General features: G+C 70.7%; 19 protein-coding genes. 8 read left to right on the top strand and 11 right to left on the bottom strand.

Annotated elements, in window-relative coordinates:
* Window positions 1-91 precede the first annotated feature (91 nt).
* Entirely contained in the window at window positions 92-2,011 is a 1,920-nt protein-coding gene (gene dxs / locus O1Q96_RS34595; RefSeq protein WP_269251914.1) for a 1-deoxy-D-xylulose-5-phosphate synthase, read from the top strand.
* Between the two features lie 137 nt (window positions 2,012-2,148).
* The gene (locus tag O1Q96_RS34590) at window positions 2,149-3,672 is read left to right on the top strand and encodes an amino acid permease (RefSeq protein WP_269251913.1); all 1,524 of its coding nucleotides are present in this window, start codon (window positions 2,149-2,151) and stop codon (window positions 3,670-3,672) included.
* A gap of 92 nt (window positions 3,673-3,764) precedes the next feature.
* Here O1Q96_RS34590 and O1Q96_RS34585 read toward each other — a convergent pair whose 3' ends face one another.
* Window positions 3,765-4,139 (bottom strand): PIN domain-containing protein, encoded by a 375-nt coding sequence (locus O1Q96_RS34585; protein ID WP_269251912.1) that lies wholly within the window; start codon window positions 4,137-4,139, stop codon window positions 3,765-3,767.
* Between the two features lie 69 nt (window positions 4,140-4,208).
* On the opposite strand from O1Q96_RS34585, the gene O1Q96_RS34580 reads away from it, so the two are divergent.
* Window positions 4,209-5,228: a PLL family lectin gene (locus O1Q96_RS34580; RefSeq protein WP_269253849.1), complete on the top strand. Its 1,020-nt coding sequence runs from the start codon at window positions 4,209-4,211 to the stop codon at window positions 5,226-5,228.
* An 89-nt stretch (window positions 5,229-5,317) separates the two neighbouring features.
* On the opposite strand, the gene O1Q96_RS34575 is transcribed toward O1Q96_RS34580, so the two are convergent.
* The 4 genes from O1Q96_RS34575 to O1Q96_RS34560 form a co-directional block, all read right to left on the bottom strand.
* A complete protein-coding gene (locus tag O1Q96_RS34575) occupies window positions 5,318-7,444 on the bottom strand; it encodes a 3-hydroxyacyl-CoA dehydrogenase NAD-binding domain-containing protein (RefSeq protein WP_269251911.1) in 2,127 nt (708 codons plus the stop codon).
* Window positions 7,441-8,667 carry a thiolase family protein gene (locus tag O1Q96_RS34570; RefSeq protein ID WP_269251910.1) on the bottom strand — a complete coding sequence of 409 codons (1,227 nt, stop codon included), beginning with the start codon at window positions 8,665-8,667 and terminating at the stop codon, window positions 7,441-7,443. The genes O1Q96_RS34575 and O1Q96_RS34570 overlap by 4 nt, the downstream gene beginning before the upstream one ends.
* 251 nt (window positions 8,668-8,918) lie before the next feature.
* Window positions 8,919-9,953 carry a LacI family DNA-binding transcriptional regulator gene (locus tag O1Q96_RS34565; RefSeq protein ID WP_269251909.1) on the bottom strand — a complete coding sequence of 345 codons (1,035 nt, stop codon included), beginning with the start codon at window positions 9,951-9,953 and terminating at the stop codon, window positions 8,919-8,921.
* A complete protein-coding gene (locus O1Q96_RS34560; protein ID WP_269251908.1) occupies window positions 9,950-12,346 on the bottom strand; it encodes a glycoside hydrolase family 2 protein in 2,397 nt (798 codons plus the stop codon). The genes O1Q96_RS34565 and O1Q96_RS34560 overlap by 4 nt, the downstream gene beginning before the upstream one ends.
* A 158-nt stretch (window positions 12,347-12,504) precedes the next feature.
* On the opposite strand from O1Q96_RS34560, the gene O1Q96_RS34555 reads away from it, so the two are divergent.
* Genes O1Q96_RS34555 through O1Q96_RS34545 form a run of 3 tightly spaced genes read left to right on the top strand, consistent with a single transcriptional unit; the run spans window position 12,505 to window position 15,628 of the window.
* Window positions 12,505-13,821, top strand: a complete 1,317-nt coding sequence (locus O1Q96_RS34555) for an ABC transporter substrate-binding protein (RefSeq protein ID WP_269251907.1) — start codon at window positions 12,505-12,507, stop codon at window positions 13,819-13,821.
* The gene (locus tag O1Q96_RS34550) at window positions 13,821-14,771 is read left to right on the top strand and encodes a carbohydrate ABC transporter permease (RefSeq protein ID WP_269251906.1); all 951 of its coding nucleotides are present in this window, start codon (window positions 13,821-13,823) and stop codon (window positions 14,769-14,771) included. Before O1Q96_RS34555 ends, O1Q96_RS34550 begins: the two co-directional genes overlap by 1 nt.
* Window positions 14,768-15,628: a carbohydrate ABC transporter permease gene (locus tag O1Q96_RS34545; protein WP_269251905.1), complete on the top strand. Its 861-nt coding sequence runs from the start codon at window positions 14,768-14,770 to the stop codon at window positions 15,626-15,628. Before O1Q96_RS34550 ends, O1Q96_RS34545 begins: the two co-directional genes overlap by 4 nt.
* Before the next feature lie 69 nt (window positions 15,629-15,697).
* Here O1Q96_RS34545 and O1Q96_RS34540 read toward each other — a convergent pair whose 3' ends face one another.
* The 3 genes from O1Q96_RS34540 to O1Q96_RS34530 form a co-directional block, all read right to left on the bottom strand.
* Complete coding sequence (locus O1Q96_RS34540; RefSeq protein ID WP_269251904.1) at window positions 15,698-16,990, bottom strand: ribonuclease D; 1,293 nt, start codon at window positions 16,988-16,990, stop codon at window positions 15,698-15,700.
* 145 nt (window positions 16,991-17,135) lie between these two features.
* Window positions 17,136-17,798: a response regulator transcription factor gene (locus O1Q96_RS34535; protein WP_269251903.1), complete on the bottom strand. Its 663-nt coding sequence runs from the start codon at window positions 17,796-17,798 to the stop codon at window positions 17,136-17,138.
* Between the two features lie 524 nt (window positions 17,799-18,322).
* Window positions 18,323-18,949: a DUF3000 domain-containing protein gene (locus O1Q96_RS34530; protein ID WP_269253848.1), complete on the bottom strand. Its 627-nt coding sequence runs from the start codon at window positions 18,947-18,949 to the stop codon at window positions 18,323-18,325.
* Window positions 18,950-19,173: 224 nt separating this feature from the next.
* Here O1Q96_RS34530 and hemE point away from each other — a divergent pair, with 224 nt between their 5' ends.
* Window positions 19,174-20,241 carry a uroporphyrinogen decarboxylase gene (gene hemE, locus O1Q96_RS34525; protein ID WP_269251902.1) on the top strand — a complete coding sequence of 356 codons (1,068 nt, stop codon included), beginning with the start codon at window positions 19,174-19,176 and terminating at the stop codon, window positions 20,239-20,241.
* A 99-nt stretch (window positions 20,242-20,340) separates the two neighbouring features.
* Here the strand turns inward: hemE and O1Q96_RS34520 are convergent, their stop codons facing one another.
* The gene (locus O1Q96_RS34520) at window positions 20,341-21,159 is read right to left on the bottom strand and encodes a rhomboid family intramembrane serine protease (RefSeq protein ID WP_269251901.1); all 819 of its coding nucleotides are present in this window, start codon (window positions 21,157-21,159) and stop codon (window positions 20,341-20,343) included.
* Window positions 21,160-21,261: 102 nt separating this feature from the next.
* Between O1Q96_RS34520 and O1Q96_RS34515 the strand changes: the two genes are divergently transcribed.
* On the top strand, window positions 21,262-21,603 hold the full coding sequence (locus O1Q96_RS34515) for a hypothetical protein (protein WP_269251900.1): 342 nt from the start codon (window positions 21,262-21,264) through the stop codon (window positions 21,601-21,603).
* 113 nt (window positions 21,604-21,716) lie between these two features.
* On the opposite strand, the gene O1Q96_RS34510 is transcribed toward O1Q96_RS34515, so the two are convergent.
* The gene (locus O1Q96_RS34510) at window positions 21,717-23,114 is read right to left on the bottom strand and encodes an FAD-dependent oxidoreductase (RefSeq protein ID WP_269251899.1); all 1,398 of its coding nucleotides are present in this window, start codon (window positions 23,112-23,114) and stop codon (window positions 21,717-21,719) included.
* Window positions 23,115-23,161: 47 nt separating this feature from the next.
* Window positions 23,162-24,169, bottom strand: coding sequence for a DUF4349 domain-containing protein (locus O1Q96_RS34505; protein ID WP_269251898.1), 1,008 nt, complete (start codon window positions 24,167-24,169; stop codon window positions 23,162-23,164).
* Window positions 24,170-24,278 lie beyond the last annotated feature (109 nt).

Raw genomic sequence — 24,278 nt, 5'->3', positions numbered from 1 at the left:
GACGCGCAGCCCGGGCGCCGCCGTGAAAGGCGGAACATTAGACTCGACAGGCCCGGCAAAGCTCGATCAGCTCTACTGCAAGGAGGCACGGGTGCCGCTGCTGACCCGCATCAAGGGACCGCGCGATCTGGACCGGCTCAGCCTGGAGCAGCTGGACCAGCTCGCCGAGGAGGTCAGGACCTTCCTCGTCGACGCGGTTTCCAAGACCGGCGGCCACCTCGGCCCCAACCTCGGCGTCGTCGAGCTCACCATCGCCCTGCACCGGGTCTTCGAGTCCCCGAAGGACCGCATCCTGTGGGACACGGGACACCAGTCCTACGTCCACAAGCTGCTCACGGGCCGCCAGGACTTCTCGAAGCTGAAGATGAAGGGCGGCCTGTCCGGCTACCCCTCGCAGGCCGAGTCCGAGCACGACGTCATCGAGAACTCGCACGCCTCCACGGTCCTCGGCTGGGCCGACGGCCTCGCCAAGGCCAACGAGGTCCTGCGCAAGGACGACCACGTGGTCGCCGTCATCGGCGACGGGGCGCTCACCGGCGGCATGGCCTGGGAGGCCCTCAACAACATCGCCGACGCCAAGGACCGCCCGCTCGTCATCGTCGTCAACGACAACGAGCGTTCGTACGCCCCCACCATCGGCGGCCTCGCCAACCACCTGGCGACCCTGCGCACCACCGACGGCTACGAGCGCTTCCTGGCCCGCGGCAAGGACCTCCTGGAGCGCACGCCCGTCGTCGGCAGACCCCTCTACGAAACCCTGCACGGGGCGAAGAAGGGCCTCAAGGACTTCATCGCCCCGCAGGGCATGTTCGAGGACCTCGGTCTGAAGTACGTCGGCCCGATCGACGGCCACGACATCGAGGCCCTGGAATCCGCGCTGGCCCGCGCCAAGCGCTTCGGCGGCCCGGTCATCGTGCACTGCCTCACCGAGAAGGGCCGCGGCTACCAGCCCGCCCTCCAGGACGAGGCGGACCGCTTCCACGGCATCGGCCCCATCCACCCCGACACGGGCCTGCCGATCAAGGCCTCGGGCGCCGACTGGACCTCCGTCTTCGGCGAGGAGATGGTCAAGCTCGGCAACGAGCGGGAGGACGTCGTCGCCATCACGGCGGCGATGCTGCAGCCGGTCGGCCTGAAGAAGTTCGCGGACGCCTTCCCGCACCGCATGTACGACGTCGGGATCGCCGAGCAGCACGGCGCGGTGTCGGCGGCGGGCCTCGCCACCGGCGGCCTGCACCCCGTCTTCGCGGTCTACGCGACCTTCCTCAACCGCGCCTTCGACCAGGTCCTGATGGACGTGGCCCTGCACAAGTGCGGGGTCACCTTCGTACTCGACCGGGCCGGCATCACGGGCACCGACGGCGCCTCCCACAACGGCATGTGGGACATGTCGATCCTCCAGGTCGTACCGGGGCTGCGGCTGGCCGCGCCGCGTGACGCCGACCAGGTCCGCGCCCAGCTGCGCGAGGCCGTCGACGTCACGGACGCGCCGACCGTGGTGCGCTTCTCCAAGGGCGCCGTCGGCCCCGCCGTACCCGCCGTGGGCCGCGTCGGCGGCATGGACGTCCTGCGGGAGCCCGGCACCGACGTCCCGGACGTGCTCCTCGTCTCGGTCGGCGCCCTCGCGCCGATGTGCCTGGAGATCGCCGGCCTCCTCGACAAGCAGGGCATCACCACCACCGTCGTCGACCCCCGCTGGGTCAAGCCCGTCGACGAGGCCATGGCCCCGCTCGCCGAGCAGCACCGCGTGGTCGTCACCGTCGAGGACAACTCCCGCGTCGGCGGTGTCGGTTCGGCGGTCGCCCAGGCCCTGCGCGACGCCGGTGTGGACGTCCCGCTGCGCGACTTCGGCATCCCGCCGCGCTTCCTCGACCACGCCTCCCGCAAGGAGGTCATGGCCGAGATCGGCCTGACCGCACCGGACATCGCCCGGCAGGTCACCGGCCTCGTCTCCAAGCTCGACGGACGGTTCGACCAGGCCCACGCCCCGGCGGAGTCCGTCCGCGACTGACACGGCCGAGTGGGCCGGTTTCCCCACCCTTTACGGTGGTGAGACCGGCCCATTCGCGTGAAAACCCACGTGCCGGGGCATACGGACTACGCCCCCTCTCGATCATGTCGAGGACGACAAGCGTGGGAGGTACGCCCGTGAGCAGCACCCTCTTCAGGACGAAGAAGGTCGAGCAGTCCATCCAGGACACAGAGGAACCGGAGCACGCGCTCAAGAAATCCCTGTCCGCCCTGGATCTGACCGTCTTCGGCGTCGGCGTCATCATCGGCACCGGCATCTTCGTCCTCACCGGCACGGTCGCCAAGAACAACGCCGGTCCTGCCGTCGCCCTGGCCTTCGTCGTGGCCGGGGTCGTCTGCGCGCTCGCCGCGCTCTGTTACGCCGAGTTCGCCTCGACGGTCCCGGTGGCCGGTTCCGCGTACACCTTCTCGTACGCCTCGCTCGGTGAGCTGCCCGCCTGGATCATCGGCTGGGACCTCGTGCTGGAGTTCGCTCTGGGCACCGCGGTGGTCGCGGTCGGCTGGTCCGGCTACATCGCCTCGCTGCTGGACAACGCGGGCTGGCAGCTGCCGGCGGCGCTCAGCGGGAGAGAAGGGGCCGACGGCTTCGGGTTCGACATCCTCGCCGCGGCCCTCGTGCTGGTGCTCACCGGCATCCTCGTGCTCGGCATGAAGCTCTCGGCGCGGGTCACCTCGGTCGTCGTCGCCATCAAGGTGACCGTCGTCCTGGTCGTGATCATCGCCGGTGCCTTCTTCATCAAGGGCGACAACTACGACCCGTTCATCCCGAAGGCGCAGGAGGTCGACGCGGGCGGCGGGATCCACTCCCCGCTCATCCAGCTGATGTTCGGCTGGGCGCCCTCCAACTTCGGAGTGATGGGCATCTTCACCGCCGCCTCCGTCGTCTTCTTCGCCTTCATCGGCTTCGACGTCGTGGCCACGGCCGCCGAGGAGACCAAGAACCCCCAGCGGGACATGCCCCGGGGCATCCTCGGCTCGCTGGTCATCTGCACCACGCTGTACGTCGCGGTGGCGATCGTGGTGACCGGAATGCAGCACTACAGCAAGCTGTCCGTGGACGCCCCGCTCGCCGACGCGTTCAAGGCCACCGGACATCCCTGGTTCGCGGGCTTCATCAGCTTCGGCGCCGCCGTCGGCCTGACGACCGTCTGCATGATCCTGCTCCTCGGCCAGACCCGGGTCTTCTTCGCGATGAGCCGCGACGGACTGCTGCCGCGCTTCTTCTCGCGCGTCCACCCGAAGTACAAGACCCCGCACCGGCCGACCATCCTGCTCGGCGTGATCATCGCGATCCTCGCGGGCTTCACCAGCCTCAGCGAGCTCGCCGAGCTGGTGAACATCGGCACGCTGTTCGCCTTCGTCGTCGTCGCGATCGGCGTGATCATCCTCCGTCGCACCCGGCCGGAGCTGCCCCGCTCCTTCCGCACGCCGCTGGTGCCGTTCCTGCCGATCGTGTCCGTCCTCGCCTCGCTGTGGCTGATGCTGAACCTGCCCGCCGAGACCTGGCTGCGGTTCGGCATCTGGATGGCGCTCGGCATCCTCGTCTACTTCGTGTACGGCCGCACGCACAGCCGTCTCGGACGGGACCAGGCTGCTGCCGCCGACCAGGCCGCGAAGCCGTCGGGACCGGACGCCCGATAGCCGACCCGCGTCATCGCCCGGCCCCGTGCGTCCCCGTTCACCGGGGGCTGCGGGGCCGGACGGCTCTCTCCCCGCGCGTTCACGGCGGAGGGCTACGGACGGACGGTCCGCGGGCCCGTGACCTCGGCGCCCAACTCCGCCACCCGGCGCCGCAGTTCACGGTCCGCCGTGACCACGAGGCGCGCCCGGTCCGGGTGCTCGGCGACCAGCTCCACGATGCGGTCGTCACCGCTGCCGGGCGCCGCGTCGACGCGCACCCCCGGGACGGACGCCACGTCGCGGGCGCTCCCCTCGACCACGAGGACCAGTTCCAGGGGACCCGGGAAGCCCGGGAGCCCTTCGGCGGCGTACGGGACGAGCCGGTCCCGTACCCGCTCCGCGGCGCCCCGGCGGTCGCGCCACCAGCCGTCGGGCACCGACCCGACCACGTTGGCGGCGTCGACGATCACAAGAGGAGGAGCGTCCATGAGGCCAGGGTCGCACGGAGAGGTCTCACGCGGCCCGATTAGAGTGGGGGAGTGTCAATGGTCCGCACAGTGAACGGCGACTGGCTCATACGCGGCCGGGACGGCAGGCTCAGCGCCTACGCTCCGCAGGAGGAAGCGGTGTGGTGCTGGGCCGAGCAGCACCCCGGCGGCCCCTGGACGGCACCCCGCACGGTCGGCGGCGACCAGCGCGTGAACCAGGTGCTCGCCGTGGGGCAGGGAACCGACGACTACGCCCACCTGGTCTCCTGGCGGCCCACCGGCGCGGGCGAGGCGGGGCTCGTCCACTCGACCCACTTCCGGCCGCAACTCGCCGCGCTCGACTGGAACCGGCTCGGGCACCCCAACGAGAAGGGCAAGCAGACCGGCGTACCGGCCGTCGCCGTGGACGCCGAGGGCCGTGCGCACGTCTTCGTACGCAACAAGGGCGGCGGGGTCAGCATGCGCGGCCAGAAGGAGCGCGGCGGCTGGGGGCCCTGGCGTGACCTCAAGGGCCGTGAGGTCGAGGGCGAACTCGCTGCCGTGACCCGGGCGTCCGGGCTCGTCGAGCTGTACGCGGCCTCGCCGGCCGGCATCCTGCGCTGGACCCAGGCGGGCCCGGGCCACGTTCCCGCGCTCGACGACGAGCCACTGAAGGCGGCGGTGCGGCCGGGTACGCTGCGGGCGCTGGCCACCTCCGACGAGCACGTGACCCTGTTCTTCACGGACGAGACCGACACCGTGTGCGCCTGGCGGCCCGGTGCGGAGCCCGTGGAGCTGGTCGGCTGCGCCGGACCGGGCCCGGTGTCCGCGATCCGCTGCACACTCGACGACATCGACTGCACCCTGCTCGCCCAGCGCTCCGCCAGTGGCCGGGTCGCCTTCGCCGCGTACCCCACCGAGCAGGAGTCCGCGGGCGCCTGGTGGACCGACTCGGGTCCCCAACTCCCCGCCGACGTCCAGGTTTCACTGGCCGAGGACAGCGAGGGCCGGGTCGTGGCGGCCACCCTCCAGCCGGACGTCGGCCGGCTCCTGCTGACCCGCCGAAAGGACGAGCCGGGCCTCGCGCTGGAAGCCTGGCGAACCGTTTAGCCGCCCCTGCTGCCCTGCTCGTCCTCGAACGCCGAGTGCCCCGCACACCGAGTCGGTGTACGGGGCACTCGCTTAGCCCGGTGAAACGCCTACGCGGGGACGGAAGCCACGCCCGGCGCCAGGAACGGCTTGCCGTTCACGCGCTGGGAGACACCCTCGCGGTCCAGGTACGGCGTGATGCCACCCAGGTGGAAGGGCCAGCCGGCACCGGTGATCAGGCACAGGTCGATGTCCTGGGCCTCGGCGACGACACCCTCGTCGAGCATGATCCCGATCTCCTGGGCGACGGCGTCGAGCACCCGCACCCGCACCTGCTCCTCGGTCAGGACGACATCGCCCTGCTTGAGGAGCGCCGCGACCTCGGGGTCCAGCTCCGGCTTGCCGCTGTCGTACACGTAGAAGCCGCGCTTGCCCGCCTTGACGACGGCCGCGAGGTTCGGGGAGACCGTGAAGCGGTCCGGGAAGGCCCGGTTGAGGGTCTCGGAGACGTGCAGACCGATCGCGGGACCGACCAGCTCCAGGAGGACCAGCGGCGACATCGGCAGGCCCAGCGGCTCGACCGCCTTCTCGGCGACCGCGACCGGTGTGCCCTCGTCGATGACGTTCTGGATCTCGCCCATGAAGCGGGTGAGGATGCGGTTCACGACGAACGCCGGGGCGTCCTTGACCAGGACCGCGGTCTTCCTCAGCTTCTTGGCGACGCCGAAGGCCGTGGCCAGGGAGGCGTCGTCCGTCGCCTCGCCCCGCACGATCTCCAGCAGCGGGAGGATCGCGACCGGGTTGAAGAAGTGGAAGCCCACGACCCGCTCGGGGTTCTTGAGCTTCGACGCCATCTCGGTGACCGACAGCGAGGAGGTGTTGGTGGCGAGGATGGCGTGCGCCGGGGCGACCGCCTCGACCTCCGCGAACACCTGCTGCTTGACGCCGATCTCCTCGAAGACGGCCTCGATGATGAAGTCGGCGTCGGAGAAGCCCTCCGCCTTGTCCAGGACACCGGTGACCAGGGCCTTGAGGCGGTTGGCCTTGTCCTGGTTGATGCGGCCCTTGCCGAGCAGCTTGTCGATCTCGGCGTGGACGTAGCCCACACCCTTGTCGACGCGCTCCTGGTCGATGTCGGTCAGCACGACCGGCACCTCCAGGCGGCGCAGGAAGAGCAGGGCGAGCTGCGAGGCCATCAGACCGGCGCCGACGACACCGACCTTGGTGACCGGGCGCGCGAGCGACTTGTCGGGGGCGCCGGCCGGACGCTTGCCGCGCTTCTGGACGAGGTTGAACGCGTAGATGCCGGAGCGCAGTTCACCGCCCATGATCAGGTCGGCGAGCGCCACGTCCTCGGCGTCGAAGCCCTGCTGGAGGTCGCCGTTCCTGGCGGCGGCGATGATGTCCAGCGCGCGGTACGCGGCCGGGGCCGCCCCGTGGACCTTGCTGTCCGCGATGAAGCGGCCCTTGGCGACGGCCTGGTCCCAGGCCTCGCCGCGGTCGACGGCCGGGCGGTCGACGACGATCTCGCCCCGCAGGACGGCCGCCGTCCAGTTCAGCGACTGCTCCAGGAAGTCCGCACCCTCGAACAGGGCGTCGGCGATACCCAGCTCGTAGACCTGGGCGCCCTTGAGCTGCTTGTTCTGGTTGAGCGAGTTCTCGATGATCACCGAGACGGCCTTGTCCGCGCCGATCAGGTTCGGCAGCAGGGTGCAGCCGCCCCAGCCGGGGACCAGGCCGAGGAAGACCTCGGGGAGCGAGAAGGCGGGGAGGGCCGCGGACACCGTGCGGTAGGTGCAGTGCAGACCGACCTCGACGCCACCGCCCATGGCCGCGCCGTTGTAGTACGCGAAGGTCGGTACGGTCAGCGCGGCGAGGCGCTTGAAGACCTCGTGGCCGCCCTTGCCGATGGCGAGCGCGTCCTTGTGGTCCTTGAGGAGCTCGACGCCCTTGAGGTCCGCGCCGACGGCGAAGATGAACGGCTTGCCGGTGACGCCGACGCCGACGATCTCGTCGGCCGCGGCCTCCCTCTCGACCTGGTCGACGGCGGCGTTGAGGTTCGCCAGCGAGGCCGGGCCGAAGGTGGTCGGCTTGGTGTGGTCGAGGCCGTTGTCGAGCGTGATGAGCGCGAAGCGCCCGGCTGCGAACGGCAGGTCGAGGTGGCGCACGTGCGCCGACGTCACGACCTCGTCGGGGAACAGCTGGGCCGCACCCTTCAGGAGTTCAGTGGTGCTCACTTGTCGCCTCCGGCGTCCTTGTGGTGCGGGTTCTCCCAGATCACCGTGGCGCCCATGCCGAAGCCGACGCACATGGTGGTGAGGCCGTAACGGACCTCCGGCTGCTCCTCGAACTGGCGGGCCAGCTGAGTCATCAGGCGGACGCCGGAGGAGGCCAGCGGGTGGCCGTACGCGATGGCGCCGCCGTACTGGTTGACGCGCGCGTCGTCGTCGGCGATGCCGTAGTGGTCGAGGAACGCGAGGACCTGGATGGCGAAGGCCTCGTTGATCTCGAACAGGTTGATGTCCTCGATGGAGAGGCCGGCCTTGGCGAGAGCCTTCTCCGTGGCCGGGATCGGGCCGTAGCCCATCACCTCGGGCTCGACACCCACGAAGGCGTACGAGACCAGGCGCATCTTGACCGGCAGGTCGTGCTCGCGGGCGAACTCCTCGGACGCGATGATCGAGGCGGTGGCGCCGTCGTTCAGACCGGCCGCGTTACCGGCGGTGACCCGGCCGTGCACGCGGAACGGGGTCTTGAGGCCGGAGAGGTTCTCCAGGGTCGTCCCCGGACGCATCGGCTCGTCGGCGGTGACCAGGCCCCAGCCCGTCTCGCCCGCTTCCGCGTTCGTGCGGCGTACGGAGATCGGGACCAGGTCGGCCTGGATCTTGCCGTTCGCGTAGGCCTTGGCGGCCTTCTCCTGCGAGCGCACGGCGTACTCGTCCGCGCGCAGCTTGGTGATGTGCGGGTAGCGGTCGTGCAGGTTCTCCGCGGTCATGCCCATGAACAGGGCGGACTCGTCGACCAGCTTCTCGCTGACGAACCGCGGGTTCGGGTCCACGCCCTCGCCCATGGGGTGGCGGCCCATGTGCTCGACGCCACCGGCGATGACGGCGTCGTACGCGCCGAAGGCGATGGAGCCGGCGGTCGCGGTGACCGCGGTCAGCGCACCGGCGCACATGCGGTCGATCGAGTAGCCGGGCACGGACTGCGGCAGCCCGGCCAGGATTCCGGCCGTGCGGCCCAGCGTCAGGCCCTGGTCGCCGATCTGCGTGGTCGCGGCGATGGCGACCTCGTCGATCTTCTTCGGGTCGAGACCGGGGTTGCGGCGCAGCAGCTCCCGGATCGCCTTCACGACGAGGTCGTCGGCACGGGTCTCGTGGTAGATGCCCTTCGGGCCCGCCTTGCCGAACGGGGTGCGGACGCCGTCGACGAAGACGACGTCCCTGACGGTACGAGGCACGATGGCTCTCCTCCAGATGCGGGATGGCACTGCTGCGCGACACACACGCCCTGAGCGCGCGCTCACCTCCCATGCTACTTACGAGTAACCAGCCTGCCCAGTCCCAGGGCGGGGAGCGGCGAAGGTCACATGCTCGTACCGGTCCACGCGGGCCTGGTGGGGGCCGGGCACGCAGGTCCCCGCGCCCCTGAAAGACGGGGCTGAGCCCCTGTCCTTCGTCGTCCTCGGGGCGGCAGCCCTGCTGCCGGGTGTCACTCCCCGGGCGGCGCCGTGGACCCCCGGGGGGTCAGCACGGGCGTGGGCACCGGGTGCGACCCCGCCCCCTCCTCCCCGGTGATCACTCCGAACAGCGTCCGTGCCACCTCCGCGCCGAACCCGTGCACGTCATGACTCATCGCGGACAGCGTCGGATGCGTCAGCCGGCACAGCTGGGAGTCGTCCCAGGCGAGCAGCGAGACGTCCCCGGGCACGCTCAGCCCCATCTCCGAGGCCACCGAGAGCCCGGCCACCGCCATGATGTCGTTGTCGTACACGATCGCGGTCGGCCGGTCCGGGGCGGCCGCGGTCAGCAGGGACCGCGTGGCCCGCGCCCCCGCGTCCCCCGAGAAGTCGGTGGCCACCTGCCGGGCCCCGGCCAGCCCCAGCACCCGCGCCGCCTCGTCGAAGGCGGCCGTACGGATCGACGTGTGCCCGAGAGCCGCGGCACCGCCGACCCGGGCGACACGCCGGTGCCCGAGCGCCGCGAGATACCGCACGGCCTCGGTGACGGCGGTGGCGTCGTCGGTCCACACCGAGGTGAGGCCGCCGGTGAGAGAGGGATGTCCGACGGCCACGACGGGCATGCCGAGCCGTTCGACGGCGGCCGTGCGCGGGTCGTCGGCCCGGAAGTCCACCAGGATCGACCCGCTGATCTGCCTGCCCCGCCACCAGGTGTCCTGGAGCCCGACCTCCTCCTCCACCGTGCGCACGAGCCGCAGCAGCAGGGAACAGGAGTGCTCGGTCAGTACGCTCTCCACGCCCGAGATGAACTCCATGTAGAACGGTTCGAGCCCGAGGAGCTTCGCCGGTCGGCAGATCGCGAGGCCGACGACGTCCACGCGCCGGCTGGACAGGGACCGGGCGGCGAGGTTCGGTGCCCAGCCCAGGGCGCGTGCCGCCTCGAAGATCCGGTCCCGGGTCGCGTCGGACAGCCCCGGTTTGTGGTTGAAGGCGAGTGACACGGCCCCCTTGGACACCCCGGCGCGGGCCGCGACGTCCTTGATCGTGACGCGGGGTGGTGTCGTCATCGTGCGGGCTCCACGCAGTACAGGGCGGATCGCGCGCTCGTCGCGTCCAGGTCGTCGGCAGTCTCCCAGCCGCGCACCCCGATGGTCACCTGTTCTCCCGGGAGCAGCGTGACGAGCCCCCGGTCGGCCGAGGCCGAGGGTGACAGCCGGTCGGCCTGCAGCAGCAGATCCCGTACGAGCGTGTGGGCCGTGACCGTCACCCTGCCGCCGGCGGCGACCGAGACGTCGAACCGCGGCCGGGGGTAGGGGACTTCACGGTCGGGCGCCGGGAAGTGCACGGCCCGCAGTCCGTCCGCGTCGGCCACCAGGAACTCCTTGGGCCCCACGGGCTGCAGCTCCCCGGGCACGCGCAGGTCGGCGACCGACCGTGCCCCGGCCGCCGCCACCGGACGGGATTCGGCCAGGAGTTCACCCTCCACCGACATCCGGCGCAGCGTCGGACGGCAGTTCCAGGGCTCGGCCGACTGGTTGACGGCCGCCAGCACGAGCCCTTCCGGCCGCGGCCGCAGCGTCAGCAGCCGGTCCGCGTACAGCCTCTTCAGCTCGTGGTAGAGCGGCTTCTCGCGGCCGTCCCCGTCGATCGCCGCCCAGGAGGTCACCGGCCAGCAGTCGTTGAGCTGCCACACGATCGTGCCCGCGCACACCGGCCAGTGCGAGCGCCAGTGCTCGATCCCGGTGGCGACCGCTCGTGCCTGGTTGACCTGGGTGAGGTAGTGCCAGCGGTCGAAGTCGCTCTCGGAGAAGCCCTGTTCGGGCACCGCGAAGTGACGGGCGAGCCCGCGGGCCAGCTTTCCGTTGCCGTCGTCGGCCTTCTGGTGGTGCAGCATGCCGGGGGAGTCGGGCGCGAGATCCTCACCGGGCAGGGCGCGCCGCAGTGTCGCGTGGGCGGGCGGTGCCTGCCAGCCGAACTCGGCCACGAACCGCGGCACTTCGAGCCGGTAGTCCGCGTAGTCCTGCCGGTTCCACACCTCCCACGAGTGGTGGGTGCCGTGTGCCGGGTCGTTCGGGTGGTGGTCCCACGAGCCGGACCACGGACTGCCCGCCGTGTACGGCCGGGTGGGGTCCGACTCGGCCACGATCCGTGGCAGCAGCCCCAGGTAGTAGCCCTCGCCCCACGAGTCCCCGGCCAGCCGCCGCTCCCAGCCCCAGTCCCTGAAGCCCCACAGGTTCTCGTTGTTGCCGTTCCACAACACCAGCGAGGGATGCGGCATCAGTCGTACGACGTTCTCGCGTGCCTCGGCCTCCACCTCGCCGCGCAGCGGTTGTTCCTCGGGGTAGGCGGCGCAGGCGAACGGGAAGTCCTGCCAGACCAGCAGGCCCAGCTCGTCGCAGGCGTCGTAGAAGTGCTCCCTCTCGTAGATGCCACCGCCCCAGACGCGTACGAGATCCACGCCCGCGTCGGCCGCCTGCGTCAGCCGGGTGCGGTAGCGCTCGCGGGTCATCCGGGACGGGAGGACGTCGTCCGGGATCCAGTTGACGCCCCGGGCGAAGAGCCGCTCGCCGTTGACGACGAAGGTGAAGCCGGAGCCGTGCTCGTCCTCGCGGCGGTCGAGCTCGACGGTCCTGAAGCCGATCCGGCGCCGCCAGACGTCGAGCAGCCCTTCGTGACTGAGCCACAACTCGACGTCGTACAACGGCTGTTCGCCGTAGCCGCGCGGCCACCACAGTTCGACGTCCGGGACTTCGAGACGTACGACCCCACTGCTGCCGTCGATCTCCGCGCGCGCCTCCACACCTCCGACGCGGGCGCAAAGCGCGAGCCCCGCCTCGACCCTGGTCCGCTCGACGTCGACGTGCAACTCGACGTGACCCACGCCCTGTTCGACCGTCACGACCGGGCGCACCCCGGCGATCCTCGCCGTGGTCCAGTGCTCCAGCCGCACGGGCTTCCAGATGCCCGCCGTCACCAGCGTCGGACCCCAGTCCCAGCCGAAGGAGCAGGCCATCTTGCGGATGTACTGGAACGGCTCCGGATAGGCGTTCGGCCGCTCGCCGAGCCGCCCGCGCACCGCCTCGGCCTCGCCGTAGGCCGACCTGAAGTGCACGGAGAGCAGGCCGCTGAGGCCCGTGACGTCGAAGCGGTGCGAGCGGTGCATGTTCCGTACGGAGCCGAGGAGCCGGCCGTCGAGCCGGATCTCCGCCGCGGTGTCGAGACCGTCGAACACGAGGTCCGTCTGCTCGTGCCCGCCCGGGACCGGGACGAGTGTCGTCTCGTACGTCCAGTCGCGCCGGCCCACCCACGCGACCTCGGCCTCGTTCCGCCCGAGGAACGGGTCCGGGATGATCCCCGCCGCCAGCAGATCCGTGTGCGCACAGCCCGGAACCGAGGCGGGGAGCGCGGCCCCGTCGTGCCGCAGGACCCATCCCTGGTGGATCGGCGTGACATCCAGCATGCGCACTCCTAAACCGGTATAGGCCATTGAAGGCCTGGGGTGGTAAAGGCTTCTGAATCCTTGGCGGAATAAGGACTTTACCGGTTTAGTAACGGCTGCCAGAGTGCGGAACCAGCCATCCCACTCGTGCTCATCCGTCCCGAACGGAGCTGGTGCAGATGAACCGCCGCACGAAACTCGCCGGAAGTCTCTTCGCCGCCGCGCTGCTGGCCGCGGGCTGTACCGGAAGCGGAGGCGCGTCGAAGGGCGCGGACGCCAAGGCCCCCGTCGATCCGGACAAGGTGTCCGGCACGATCACGGTCCTCACGCACCGGACCGACCTCGTGCAGGACGGCACGATGAAGAAGTACGCCGCCGAGTTCAACAAGACCTATCCGAAGGTCAAGGTCGAGTTCGACGCCCTCACGGACTACGAGGGCGAGGTCAAGATCCGGATGAACACCGAGAACTACGGCGATGTGCTGATGATCCCCGCCGTGATCAAGAAGAGCGACTACCCGAAGTTCTTCGCCTCCCTCGGCACCGAGACCGAGCGCTCGAAGAAGTACCTGTTCACCGACTTCACCGCGGTCGACGGCAAGGTCTACGGGCAGAGCCCGATGGGAGCGCTCCCGGGCTTCCTCTACAACAAGCGGGTCTGGAAGGAGGCGGGCATCACCGACTGGCCCACCTCACCGGCCCAGTTCATCGACGGTCTGAAGGCCATCAAGTCCAGGACCGACGCGATCCCGTACTACACGAACTTCAAGGACATGTGGCCGCTGACGAACTGGACGTACGCCGACGGAGCCGTCAGCTGTGACCCGAAGGCGACGAGCAGGCTCGCCGAGGGCGACCCGTGGGCGGAGGGCGAGGACCTGCGCGTCGGAGACAGCATGCTGTACGACATCGTGCGCGGCGGGCTGGCCGAGAAGGATCCGACGACCACCAACTGGGAAGGTTCCAAGCCCAAGCTGGCCAAGGGCGACATCGCCACGATGTGGCTCGGCTCCTGGGCGATCACCCAGTTCCGGGCGGCGGCGAAGCAGGCCGGCGCGAACCCGGACGACATCGGCTTCATGCCCTTCCCGGCCCAGAAGGACGGGAAGTACTGCGCGACCATGTCGCCCGACTACAACCAGGCCGTCAACATCAACTCGGACCACAAGGGGGCGGCCCGTGCCTGGGTCGACTGGTTCACCGACAAGTCCGGCTACGCGGCCGACAACCTGACCCTCTCGCCGGTCAAGGGCGCCCCGCTGCCCGAGGTGCTTCAGCCGTACGAGGACGCGGGCGTGAAGCTCATCGAGCTCGACGACGCGAAGGGCGCGGAGGTCAAGGAGATCGACAACCAGTCCGAGGTCGGCATCTACAAGCCCGACTACCGCCAGGATCTGGTGGACCTCGCCCGCGGCGCCAGGAAGGGCAGCCTCGACGACTTCCTGGCCGACCTGAGCAAGCGCTGGGAAGAGGCACGGAAGTCCTCGGGGTCCTGATGACGGACACGACCGAGAAGGCGGCGCGGCCGAAGGAGGCCGCGCCCGCCGCGACCACGGCACGCCCGAGGGCCCCGCGCGGCCTGCGCCTGAGGCGGGGCCTCACCCCGTGGCTCTTCCTCGCCGCCCCGCTGGTCCTGCTGATCACGTTCACGTACGCGCCGGTCGCCAACATGGTCGCGTACAGCTTCACCGACTGGGACGGCGTCAGCCCCGAGCTCAGCTACACGGGCGCCGAGAACTACGTCGAACTCTTCACCCGCCCCGAGCTGTTCGAGGTCTTCTTCGTCAGCGGCTACTACCTGGCCGCCTCCGTGGTGCAGATCGTCCTCGCGCTCCACTTCGCGACGGTCCTGAGCTTCAACGTGCGCTTCCGGAACTTCTTCAAGGGCGTGCTCTTCTTCCCGTACCTGATCAACGGTGTCGCGATCGGCTTCGTCTTCCTCTACTTCTTCCAGGACGGCGGCACTCTCGACTCCGTCCTGAGTCTCGTCGGCGTCCACTCGGACCGCGCCTGGCTGGGTACGCCCGAGTCCGCGAACGTGTCGCTGGCCGGAGTGTCCGTCTGGCGCTACACGGGCCTGAACTTCGTCCTGTTCCTCGGCGCGATCCAGTCCGTCCCGGGGGAGCTGTACGAGGCCGCAGAGCTGGACGGGGCCACCCGCTGGCACCAGTTCCGGTACATCATCGCGCCCGGCATCAGGCCCGTGCTCAGCCTGACCGTCATCCTCTCCGTGTCCGGCTCGCTGTCGGCCTTCGAGGTGCCGTTCATCATGACCGGCGGCGCGACCGGCACGGAGACCTTCGTGATCCAGACGGTGAAGCTGGCCTTCCAGTTCAACAAGACCGGGCTCGCCTCGGCGGCCGCGGTCGTACTGCTGCTGATCATCCTGGCGGTGACGTGGGTGCAGCGGCGCCTCGTCCCGGACGACAAGGTGGATCTCGTATGAGCCGCAGAGGCGTGTCCCGCGAAGGCGTGTCCCGCGAAGGTGTCGCCCGGAGCCTCACCCACCTGTCGCTGGTCGCCGCGAGCGTGGTCGTCCTGCTCCCCCTGCTCGTCGTCCTCCTCACCTCCCTCAAGTCCGAGAAGGAGATGGCGAACGACAGTGGGGCACTCCAACTCCCGGACGACCCGCTGAACTTCGACAACTACGTGACGGCGTTCCAGGACGGCGGGATGCTCTCGGCCTTCGGGAACACCGCCTTCATCCTGCTGTTCTCCGTCACCGGCACGGTGATCATCGGGTCGATGGCGGCGTACGCGATCGACCGCTACACCTTCCGCTTCAGGAAGCTGGTCGTCGCGCTCTTCCTGGTGGCCACGCTCGTACCCGGCGTGACCACCCAGGTCGCGACCTTCCAGATCGTCGACAGCTTCGGCATGTTCGACAGCCGCTGGGCACCGGTCGTGCTCTACATGGGCACGGACATCGTCTCGATCTACATCTTCCTGCAGTTCGTCCGGTCGATCCCGGTCTCCCTCGACGAGGCGGCGCGGCTCGACGGCGCGGGCGCCTTCACGATCTACCGGAAGATCATCTTCCCGCTGCTGAAGCCGGCGATCGCCACGGTGGTCATCGTGAAGGGGATCACCGTCTACAACGACTTCTACATCCCGTTCCTGTACATGCCGTCCGAAGATCTTGGCGTGATATCAACGTCCCTGTTCCGCTTCAAGGGCCCCTTCGGAGCGCACTGGGAGACGATCGCGGCGGGCGCGATCCTCGTGATCCTGCCGACCCTGATCGTCTTCCTGTTCCTGCAGCGCTACATCTACAACGGCTTTTCGAGGGGGGCCACGAAGTAGGGCGCCCCGCCGCGGCGCACGAGCAGCCGCCGTGAGTCCGAACCACTCACGGCGGCCGGCACCTCTCGTTCAGTCCTGCGTCGGGGCCTTGGCCCTGGCGGCCAGCGCGGCCACCAGCACCGGGGTGACCTGCTCGACCTGCCAGGGACGGGCCCCGAACCCGGCGAGCGAGGCCGCCACGGACGCGGCGTCCGGCGTCGAGGGCGGCTCCCAGCAGACCCGCCGGACCGTGTCCGGAGTGATCAGGTTCTCCTGCGGCATGTTCAGCGTCTCCGCCAGCGCGGACACGGCGGCGCGCGCCGCCGACAGCCGGGCGGCCGCCTCCGGGTCCTTCTCGGCCCAGGCGCGCGGCGGCGGGGGCCCCGCCAGCGGCTGCCCGGGCTGCGGCAGCTCGACGTCCGGCAGTTCCTTCGCCCGGTCCACGGCCGCCTGCCACTGCTCCAGCTGACGTCGGCCCATGCGGTGCCCGAAGCCGTTCAGCGCGGCGAGCGCGTGCACGTTGGCCGGCACGGCCAGCGCGGCCTCGACGATCGCGGCGTCGCCGAGGACCTTGCCCGGTGAGATGTCCCGGCGCTGCGCCACCCCGTCCCGGGTCTGCCACAGCTCCCGCACCACCGCCATCTGCCGGCGACGGCGCACCTTGTGCATGCCCGAGGTGCGGCGCCACGGGTCCTTGCGCGGCTCCGGCGGGGGCGCCGAGGCGATCGCGTCGAACTCCTCGCGGGCCCACTCCAGCTTGCCCTGCCGGTCGAGCTCCTTCTCCAGCGCGTCACGCAGGTCGACGAGCAGCTCCACGTCGAGCGCGGCGTAGCGCAGCCACGGCTCGGGCAGCGGCCGGGTCGACCAGTCGACGGCGGAGTGTCCTTTCTCCAGTACGAAGCCCAGGACCCCCTCGACCATCGCGCCGAGGCCGACCCGAGGGAAACCGGCGAGCCGGCCGGCCAGCTCGGTGTCGAACAGCCGGCTGGGGACCATACCTATCTCGCGCAGACACGGCAGATCCTGCGTGGCCGCGTGCAGCACCCACTCCACACCGGAGAGTGCTTCGCCGAGGCCCGACAGGTCGGGGCAGGCGACGGGGTCGATCAGCGCGGTGCCCGCGCCCTCGCGGCGCAGCTGCACCAGATACGCGCGCTGGCCGTAGCGGTAGCCGGACGCCCGCTCGGCGTCCACGGCGACGGGGCCGCTGCCGGCACCGAACTTGGCGATCACCTCGGCGAGCGCGTCCTCGTCGGTGATCACCGGCGGAATTCCGTCGCGGGGCTCCAGCAAGGGGATCGGCGCCGGTTCGACGTCGTCCGGAGGAGCGCCTCCGGTGGTTCGCAGTGAACTGTCTGCTGCGGTCTCTTGGGCGTCGGTCACCTGTCAAGGGTATCTGTGTATGCACGACACCCGTCGACGGAACGTTCCGTCGACGGGCGTCAGAGGGTCGTAAACCAGTCAGGTCAGTGAATCCTGAATCAGCGGCGCGTCCTGGTTCGTGTGAAGGGGCGGGTTCCGTGGGCGGTCAGTGGATGATTCCCGTGCGCAGGGCCACCGCCACCATGCCGGCGCGGTCGCCCGTGCCGAGCTTGCGGGCGATGCGGGCGAGGTGGCTCTTGACGGTCAGCGCGGACAGGCCCATCGAGACGCCGATGGCCTTGTTCGACTGGCCCTCCGCCACCAGCCGGAGCACCTCGACCTCACGGCCGGACAGCTCGCGGTAGCCGCCCGGGTGGTTCGGGGAACCCGGGGGGCGGCGGTGCATGCGGGCGGCGGCCGAGCCGATGGGAGCGACGCCCGGCCGGGTGGGAAGCCCGACGTTCGTACGGGTGCCGGTGACGACGTAGCCCTTGACGCCGCCCGCGAGGGCGTTGCGTACGGCGCCGATGTCGTCGGCGGCGGACAGGGCCAGGCCGTTCGGCCAGCCGGCGGCCCGGGTTTCGGACAGGAGGGTGAGGCCGGAGCCGTCGGGGAGATGGACGTCTGCGATACAGATGTCGCGGGGGTTGCCGATGCGGGGACGAGCCTCCGCGACGGACGAGGCCTCGATCACGTCGCGAACACCGAGCGCCCACAGGTGGCGGGTCACGGTGGAGCGCACGCGGGGGTCGGCCACGACCACCATCGCGGTGGGCTTGTTCGGGCGGTAGGCGACCAGGCTTGCGGGCTGCTCGAGGAGAACGGACACCAGGCCTCCTGGGGTGCGGGACGGGGGACCGGCTGTGGGGATGAAGCCGGGACGAACCGTGCTTTCAAGGTCACAGAGGTCTTCGGCATCAAACACGTCCGCCTTTAGAGAATGATCACGATTTGGTGAGTAATAACTCGTGCAATTCGGACGGGCGATCGATCATCCGAAGATCGAAACGAGTTCGCTCCGCTTCGTTACGCGGCTGAAAGTGGTCGTATCGATAAAGGGTCAGAGCGTGTTCGGGGCAGGGCCCGGTGTCGCGGGGGTGGGTCGGGACGTGTGGGGCGCGGGTCGTGTGTGGCTGGTCGCGCGGTTCCCCGCGCCCCTGAGGGGCGCGGGCAGGGGTCGGAGTGCGTCCGCGGGTGGGATGTGGCTGAGCACGCAGACGCCCCGGGACCGCCCCTGGTGGGGCGGTCCCGGGGCGTGGAAGCCGTGGCCCCGACAGGGAAAACCCCGCCGTGGCCCGAAGCCGGGCCACGGCGGGGAGTGCTGTGCGGTGTGGGAGGGCTTGGTGGGGTGGGTCAGCGGGGCTGGGGGCCCCGGCGCTGGGGGAGGGTGACGATCGAGGCGTCGCCGGGGGAGGCCGGGGGGAGGCCGGCGATCTGGGCGAGGAGGTCGCACCAGGAGGCCAGGTGGGAGGCCGTGTCGGGGACACCGCCCAGTCCTTCACGGGGGGTCCAGGAGGCGCGGATCTCGATCTGCGACGCCGAGGGGCGGTCCGCGAGACCGCCGAAGTAGTGGGAGCCGGCCCGGGTGACCGTGCCGCTGGGCTCGCCGTACGAGAGGCCGCGGTTCTGGAGGGCGCCGGTCAGCCAGGACCAGCAGACCTCGGGAAGCAGCGGGTCGGCGGCCATCTCCGGCTCCAGCTCCGCGCGGACCAGCGTCACCAGACGGAACGAGCCCTGCCAGGCGTCGTGCCCCGCCGGGTCGTGGAGCAGGATGAGGCGGCCGTCCGCCAGATCCTCGTCACCGTCGACGACCGTGGCCTCCAGCGCGTACGCGAACGGCGCGAGACGCCGCGGGGCCTTCGTCGGGTCGATCTCGATCTGCGGCCGCAACCGCGCGGCCCTCAGCGCATCGACGGCGGCTCGAAAAGGAAGCGGAGCCGCTTCCGTCGCATCCCGCTCCCCCTCCTTCGAGTCGTCCATTCCGCCAGCGCCGTCCGACAGTCGTCCCTGAGCCGCAGCCATGCGGGGAAGATTAAGGGGAACGGAGCCTCCGTGCAGGGAGAGACACCCGTGCGCCGGACCACTGTCCGGATCGTGTTGCCGAAAACGCCCCCGAACGCGCCGGTTCGCGGTGACCCGGGCCGGGACGTCCACGTGTCCGGCCCGGGCTTCCGGTGCCCCCGGGCCGTGCGAGACTTTTCGTCGTGAGTGCCATTGACCGCCCCAAGGGCCAGCAGCCGACCGCGACATACGACTCCGCCTTCCTCAAGGCGTGCAGGCGTGAACCCGTGCCGCACACGCCCGTGTGGTTCATGCGGCAGGCCGGGCGCTCACTGCCCGAGTACCTGAAGGTGCGCGAGGGCATCCCCATGCTGGAGTCCTGCATGCGGCCCGAGCTGGTCGCCGAGATCACCCTCCAGCCGGTCCGGCGGCACGACGTGGACGCGGCGATCTACTTCAGCGACATCGTCGTACCCCTGAAGGCCATCGGCATCGACCTGGACATCAAGCCCGGCGTGGGCCCTGTCGTCGAGAAGCCGATCCGCACCCGTGCCGACCTCGCCCAGCTGCGCGACCTGACGCCCGACGACGTCTCGTACGTCACCGAGGCGATCGGGCTGCTCACCCGTGAGCTCGGTCCGACGCCCCTCATCGGTTTCGCGGGCGCCCCGTTCACCCTCGCGAGCTACCTCGTGGAGGGCGGTCCGTCCCGCAACCACGAGCACACCAAGTCGCTCATGTACGGCGACCCGCAGCTCTGGGCCGACCTGCTCGACCGGCTCGCCGACATCACGGCCGCCTTCCTGAAGGTGCAGATCGAGGCGGGCGCCTCCGCCGTCCAGCTCTTCGACTCGTGGGTGGGCGCCCTCGCTCCCGCCGACTACCGGCGTTCCGTGATGCCCGCCTCCACCAAGGTGTTCAAGGCCGTCGAGGGATACGGCGTCCCGCGCATCCACTTCGGTGTCGGCACGGGCGAGCTGCTCGGGCTCATGGGCGAGGCGGGCGCGGACGTCGTCGGCGTCGACTGGCGGGTGCCGCTCGACGAGGCCACGCGGCGGGTCGGCCCCGGCCGGGCGCTCCAGGGCAACCTCGACCCCGCTGTCCTCTTCGCCCCGACCGAGGTCGTCGAGGAGAAGGCACAGGAGGTTCTCGACGCCGCCGCGGGGCTGGAAGGGCATGTGTTCAACCTCGGGCACGGTGTGCTGCCGTCGATGGATCCGGACGCGCTGACCCGGCTCGTCGAGTACGTCCACACGCGCACGGCGCGCTGACGCTTCGCGTGTGCCGTCCGTGACGGGCGGCCTGCTCGGGCCCGCGGGCCGCCGGCCGGTGAGCGTGGTTCCCCGGGCCCGTGACGGGGCGGGACCGGCTCACCAGCGGGGGCGGGCCCGTCTGCCCCACAGCAGGCCCCGGGGTTCGGGTGGGGGCGGCGTGCCCCGGCGCAGGGGCCAGGCGAGGAGCATGCCCGCCAGGAAGCCGACCACGTGGGCGACGTACGCGACGGTGCCGGCCGCCGAGACGCCGCCGCCGGACGAGTACACCGCCTGAAGGGCGAACCAGAAGCCCAGCACGATCCAGGCGGGCAGGCGCAGGGGCAGGAAGATCAGGAACGGGACCAGGACCCAGACCCTGGCCTTCGGATAGAGCACCAGATAGGCGCCCAGCACTCCGGCGATCGCGCCCGACGCGCCGATCAGCGGGTCGGCCGAGTCGGCGTTCACGAGGGCGAAGCCGTAGGCCGCCGCGTAACCGCAGGCCACGTAGAACAGCGTGTAGCGGATGTGGCCGAGACGGTCCTCGATGTTGTTCCCGAAGATCAGCAGGAAGAGCATGTTGCCGAGCAGGTGCACCCAGCCGCCGTGCAGGAACATCGCCGTGAGGACCGACAGTTGGGGCGACTTGTCGTAGCCGGGCGGGCCGACGACGCAGCCCGGGCCCTCCGGACCCACGCCCACGTCCCCGGTGGGGACCGTCGGCGGTGTCCGGCCGTGGATCAGCTCCTGCGGCACCGCCGCCCAGTGGTCCAGGAACGCCTGCAGATGGCACAGCTGGGCCAGACCGCTCTCGCCGGTGAGCGAGCTCGCCACCCCCGGAGTGGCCAGGAAGACCACGAAGTTGGCGGCGATGAGCGCGTACGTCACATACGGCGTGCGGCGTGCCGGGTTCACGTCATGAACGGGGATGACCACGGGGAAATCCTGCCCCCGTTCGAGGACTCTGAACGGGGGCGCGGATGTGTGCGTATGTTTCGGCAACCGCCCGTGATCCCAGCAATACGTGAGGAACAGGTCATGAACGACCGAGTCACTCAGCCGTTGATCGCCACGCCGGACGGCGAGGCGGAGCTCGCCGTCGTACTCCGGCTGTCGTGGGAGGACGTGGCCGCGCTCGGCCAGGAGGCCGGCCGGCTGGCCGTGAGCATGCAACGGCCTGTGTCCTTGGACGAGGCCGCGAGCCATCGGCTGCGGAGTCGGCAGGCCGGGTCGCACGCGCGTCCGCAGGCCGCCGCCGCGGCGATGCCGCCGCCCGCGGTGTCGGCGGTCTCTTCGCTGCAGCGGTCGCCGGGGGAGCAGGCGCGGCAGGCGATAGAGAAGATCAACGGCAACGGGGCGGGGGCGGCACAGGGGGCCTGAGGGGTGGCCCCCTCCTGCTGACCGGGGTGTCGGGCTGGGATCCGGCTCTCCGCCGGTGGGGGCTTGTCGCGCAGTTCCCCGCGCCCCTTTGGGCGCGGGTGGGGATTTGCGTGTTACGTGGTGCTTCTCACCGCTGCTGTCGCCTTGCGGGCTGCTACCAGGATGGGGTCCCAGACCGGGGAGAACGGTGGGGCGTAGCCGAGGTCCAGGGCTGTCATCTGTTCGACCGTCATGCGGGCGGTGAGGGCCACCGCGGCGATGTCGACGCGTTTGGCGGCGCCTTCCTGGCCGACGATCTGGACGCCGAGGAGGCGGCCGGTGCGGAGCTCGGCGAGCATCTTCACCGTCATGGGGTCGGCGTCCGGGTAGTAGCCCGCACGGCTCGTCGACTCGATGGTGACCGACTCGAACCGCAGGCCCGCCCGGTGCGCGTCCTTCTCGCGCAGGCCGGTACGGGCGATCTCCAGCTCGCAGACCTTGCTCACCGCCGTGCCGACGACACCGGGGAACGTGGCATAGCCCCCGCCGGCGTTCGAGCCGATCACCTGGCCGTGCTTGTTGGCGTGGGTGCCCAGCGCGATGTGGCGTTCGCGGCCCGAGACCAGGTCGAGGACCTCGACGCAGTCCCCGCCCGCCCAGATGTTCTCGTGGCCGCGCACCCGCATCGCCAGGTCCGTCAGCAGCCCGTCGTGGTCGCCGAGCGGCAGCCCCGCGGCCTCGGCGAGCGTGGTCTCCGGACGGACACCGATGCCGAGGACCACCACGTCCGCCGGGTACTCGGCGTCCTCCGTGACGACCGCGCGGACCCGCCCGTCCTCACCGGTCAGGATCTTGGTGACCTCGGCGTCGTTCACCATCGTGATGCCGAGGCCCTCCATCGCCTCGTGCACCAGACGCCCCATGTCCGGGTCGAGCGTGGACATGGGCTCCCGGCCACGGTTGACGACCGTCACCTCGTACCCCCGCTTGATCAGCGCCTCGGCCATCTCCACGCCGATGTAGCCCGCGCCGATCACGACCGCGCGGCGGCCCGCCGTACGGGACAGCGTGTCGATGAGGGCCTGCCCGTCGTCGAGGGTCTGCACCCCGTGCACCCCGGGGGCGTCGACGCCGGGCAGCGGCGGCCGCACCGGGCGGGCGCCCGTCGCGATCACGAGCTTGTCGTACGACGTCCACACCTCGGCCCCGGACTCCAGGTCCCGGGAGCGTACGCGGCCGCCCTCGACGTCGAGTTCCGTGACCTCCGTACGCATCCGAAGGTCGATGTCGCGGGCCCGGTGCTCCTGTGGCGACCTGGCGATCAGCTGGTCCCGGTCCGAGACGTCACCGCCCACCCAGTAAGGGATGCCGCACGCCGAGAAGGAGCTGAAGCTGCCCCGCTCGAAGGCGACGATCTCCAGCTCGTCGGGGCCCTTCAGACGGCGTGCCTGGGACGCGGCGGACATGCCCGCCGCGTCCCCTCCGACGACCACCAGACGTTCCTTCGTGCGGCTCGCGCGACTCATGCTCATGCGAACACGCTACGGCGGCCCCGCATTTCGCTCCCGCCGCGGCTTGCTCAGTCCTTGTCGTCGTGCTCCGGGCGGACGGGCGGCGCGACCGGCAGCGAACCCGTGCCGGTGCCCGCACCCGGGGTCGCCGCGACCGGGCGGCCCGGCGTCCGGCCGCGCAGGAAACGCACCCAGAGGAACAGCAGCAGCGCCGCGCCCACCAGGAAGGGCAGCACCGCGCCCAGCGCCAGCCCGATCCAGCGGAACATGGTGACGAACGCGTCCCAGCCGCCCCCGAGCGCGTCCGCGAAACCGGGATCGTCGTCCTCGGCGGCCTTCTTCACCGGGGTCTCCGACAACGACAGTGTGATCGTGGCCAGACTCGTACGGTCCTTCAGCGAGGCCTGCTGGGCCAGCAGCGACTCCAGGTCGGCCTGACGGGTGCTCAACTCGCCCTCGAGAGTGACCACATCGCTCAGCTTGGTCGCCCGGTCCATCAGCTCGCGGATCCGCGCCACGCTGGCACGCTGCGTCTTGACGCGGCTCTCCACGTCGACGACCTGCTCCGTGACGTCCTGCGCCTTCGCCTTGAGGTCGATGAGCCTGCCCGAGCCCTCCAGCTCCTTGCGCACCGCCTCGTACTCCTCCGCCGGGACCCGCAGGACGACCCGGGAGCGCTCGCGGCCCTTGGAGTCGCGGTCGGTGGTCTCGTTGCCGACCATGCCGCCCGCGTTCTCGACCACGGTGCGCGCCTCGGCGAGGGACTTCGGCACGTCCTTGACCTGCACGGTCAGGGTCGCGGTGTGGATGACGTGGGTGGTGAGCCTCGTCGGTGCGGAGGCCTGCTCTCCCTTGCCGCTGCTCGCGGCGCTGTCGGCGGCGCCGGCGCCCGCCTCCGCCTGCGCCTCGTTCGGCGCGGCGGCGTCGGCGTCCGATGCCGACTTCGCACCGCCGTCGCTGTCGTCTGCGCCGGTGCACCCGGTGAGCGCGAGGGCGCCGGCGAGCAGAAGCCCCGAAAGGATCCGGACAGGTCGTGCTGACCGGCGCCCGGTCGTACCACTGCCACGTGTCTGCATGTCTGCTCCCCCGAGGGTGTCGTGATGGCTTACGTTCCTTCGACGCCGGAGCCCCGCCAGACGTTGGGCGGATCCGGTCCCGAAGCGGTCACGGTCCGGACTCGGCATG

Origin of the sequence: Streptomyces aurantiacus, from assembly GCF_027107535.1 — a bacterium.
Lineage (GTDB): Bacteria > Actinomycetota > Actinomycetes > Streptomycetales > Streptomycetaceae > Streptomyces.
The sequence above is the reverse complement of the archived record's forward strand: the minus strand, read 5'-3'. Positions and strand labels throughout refer to the sequence as shown.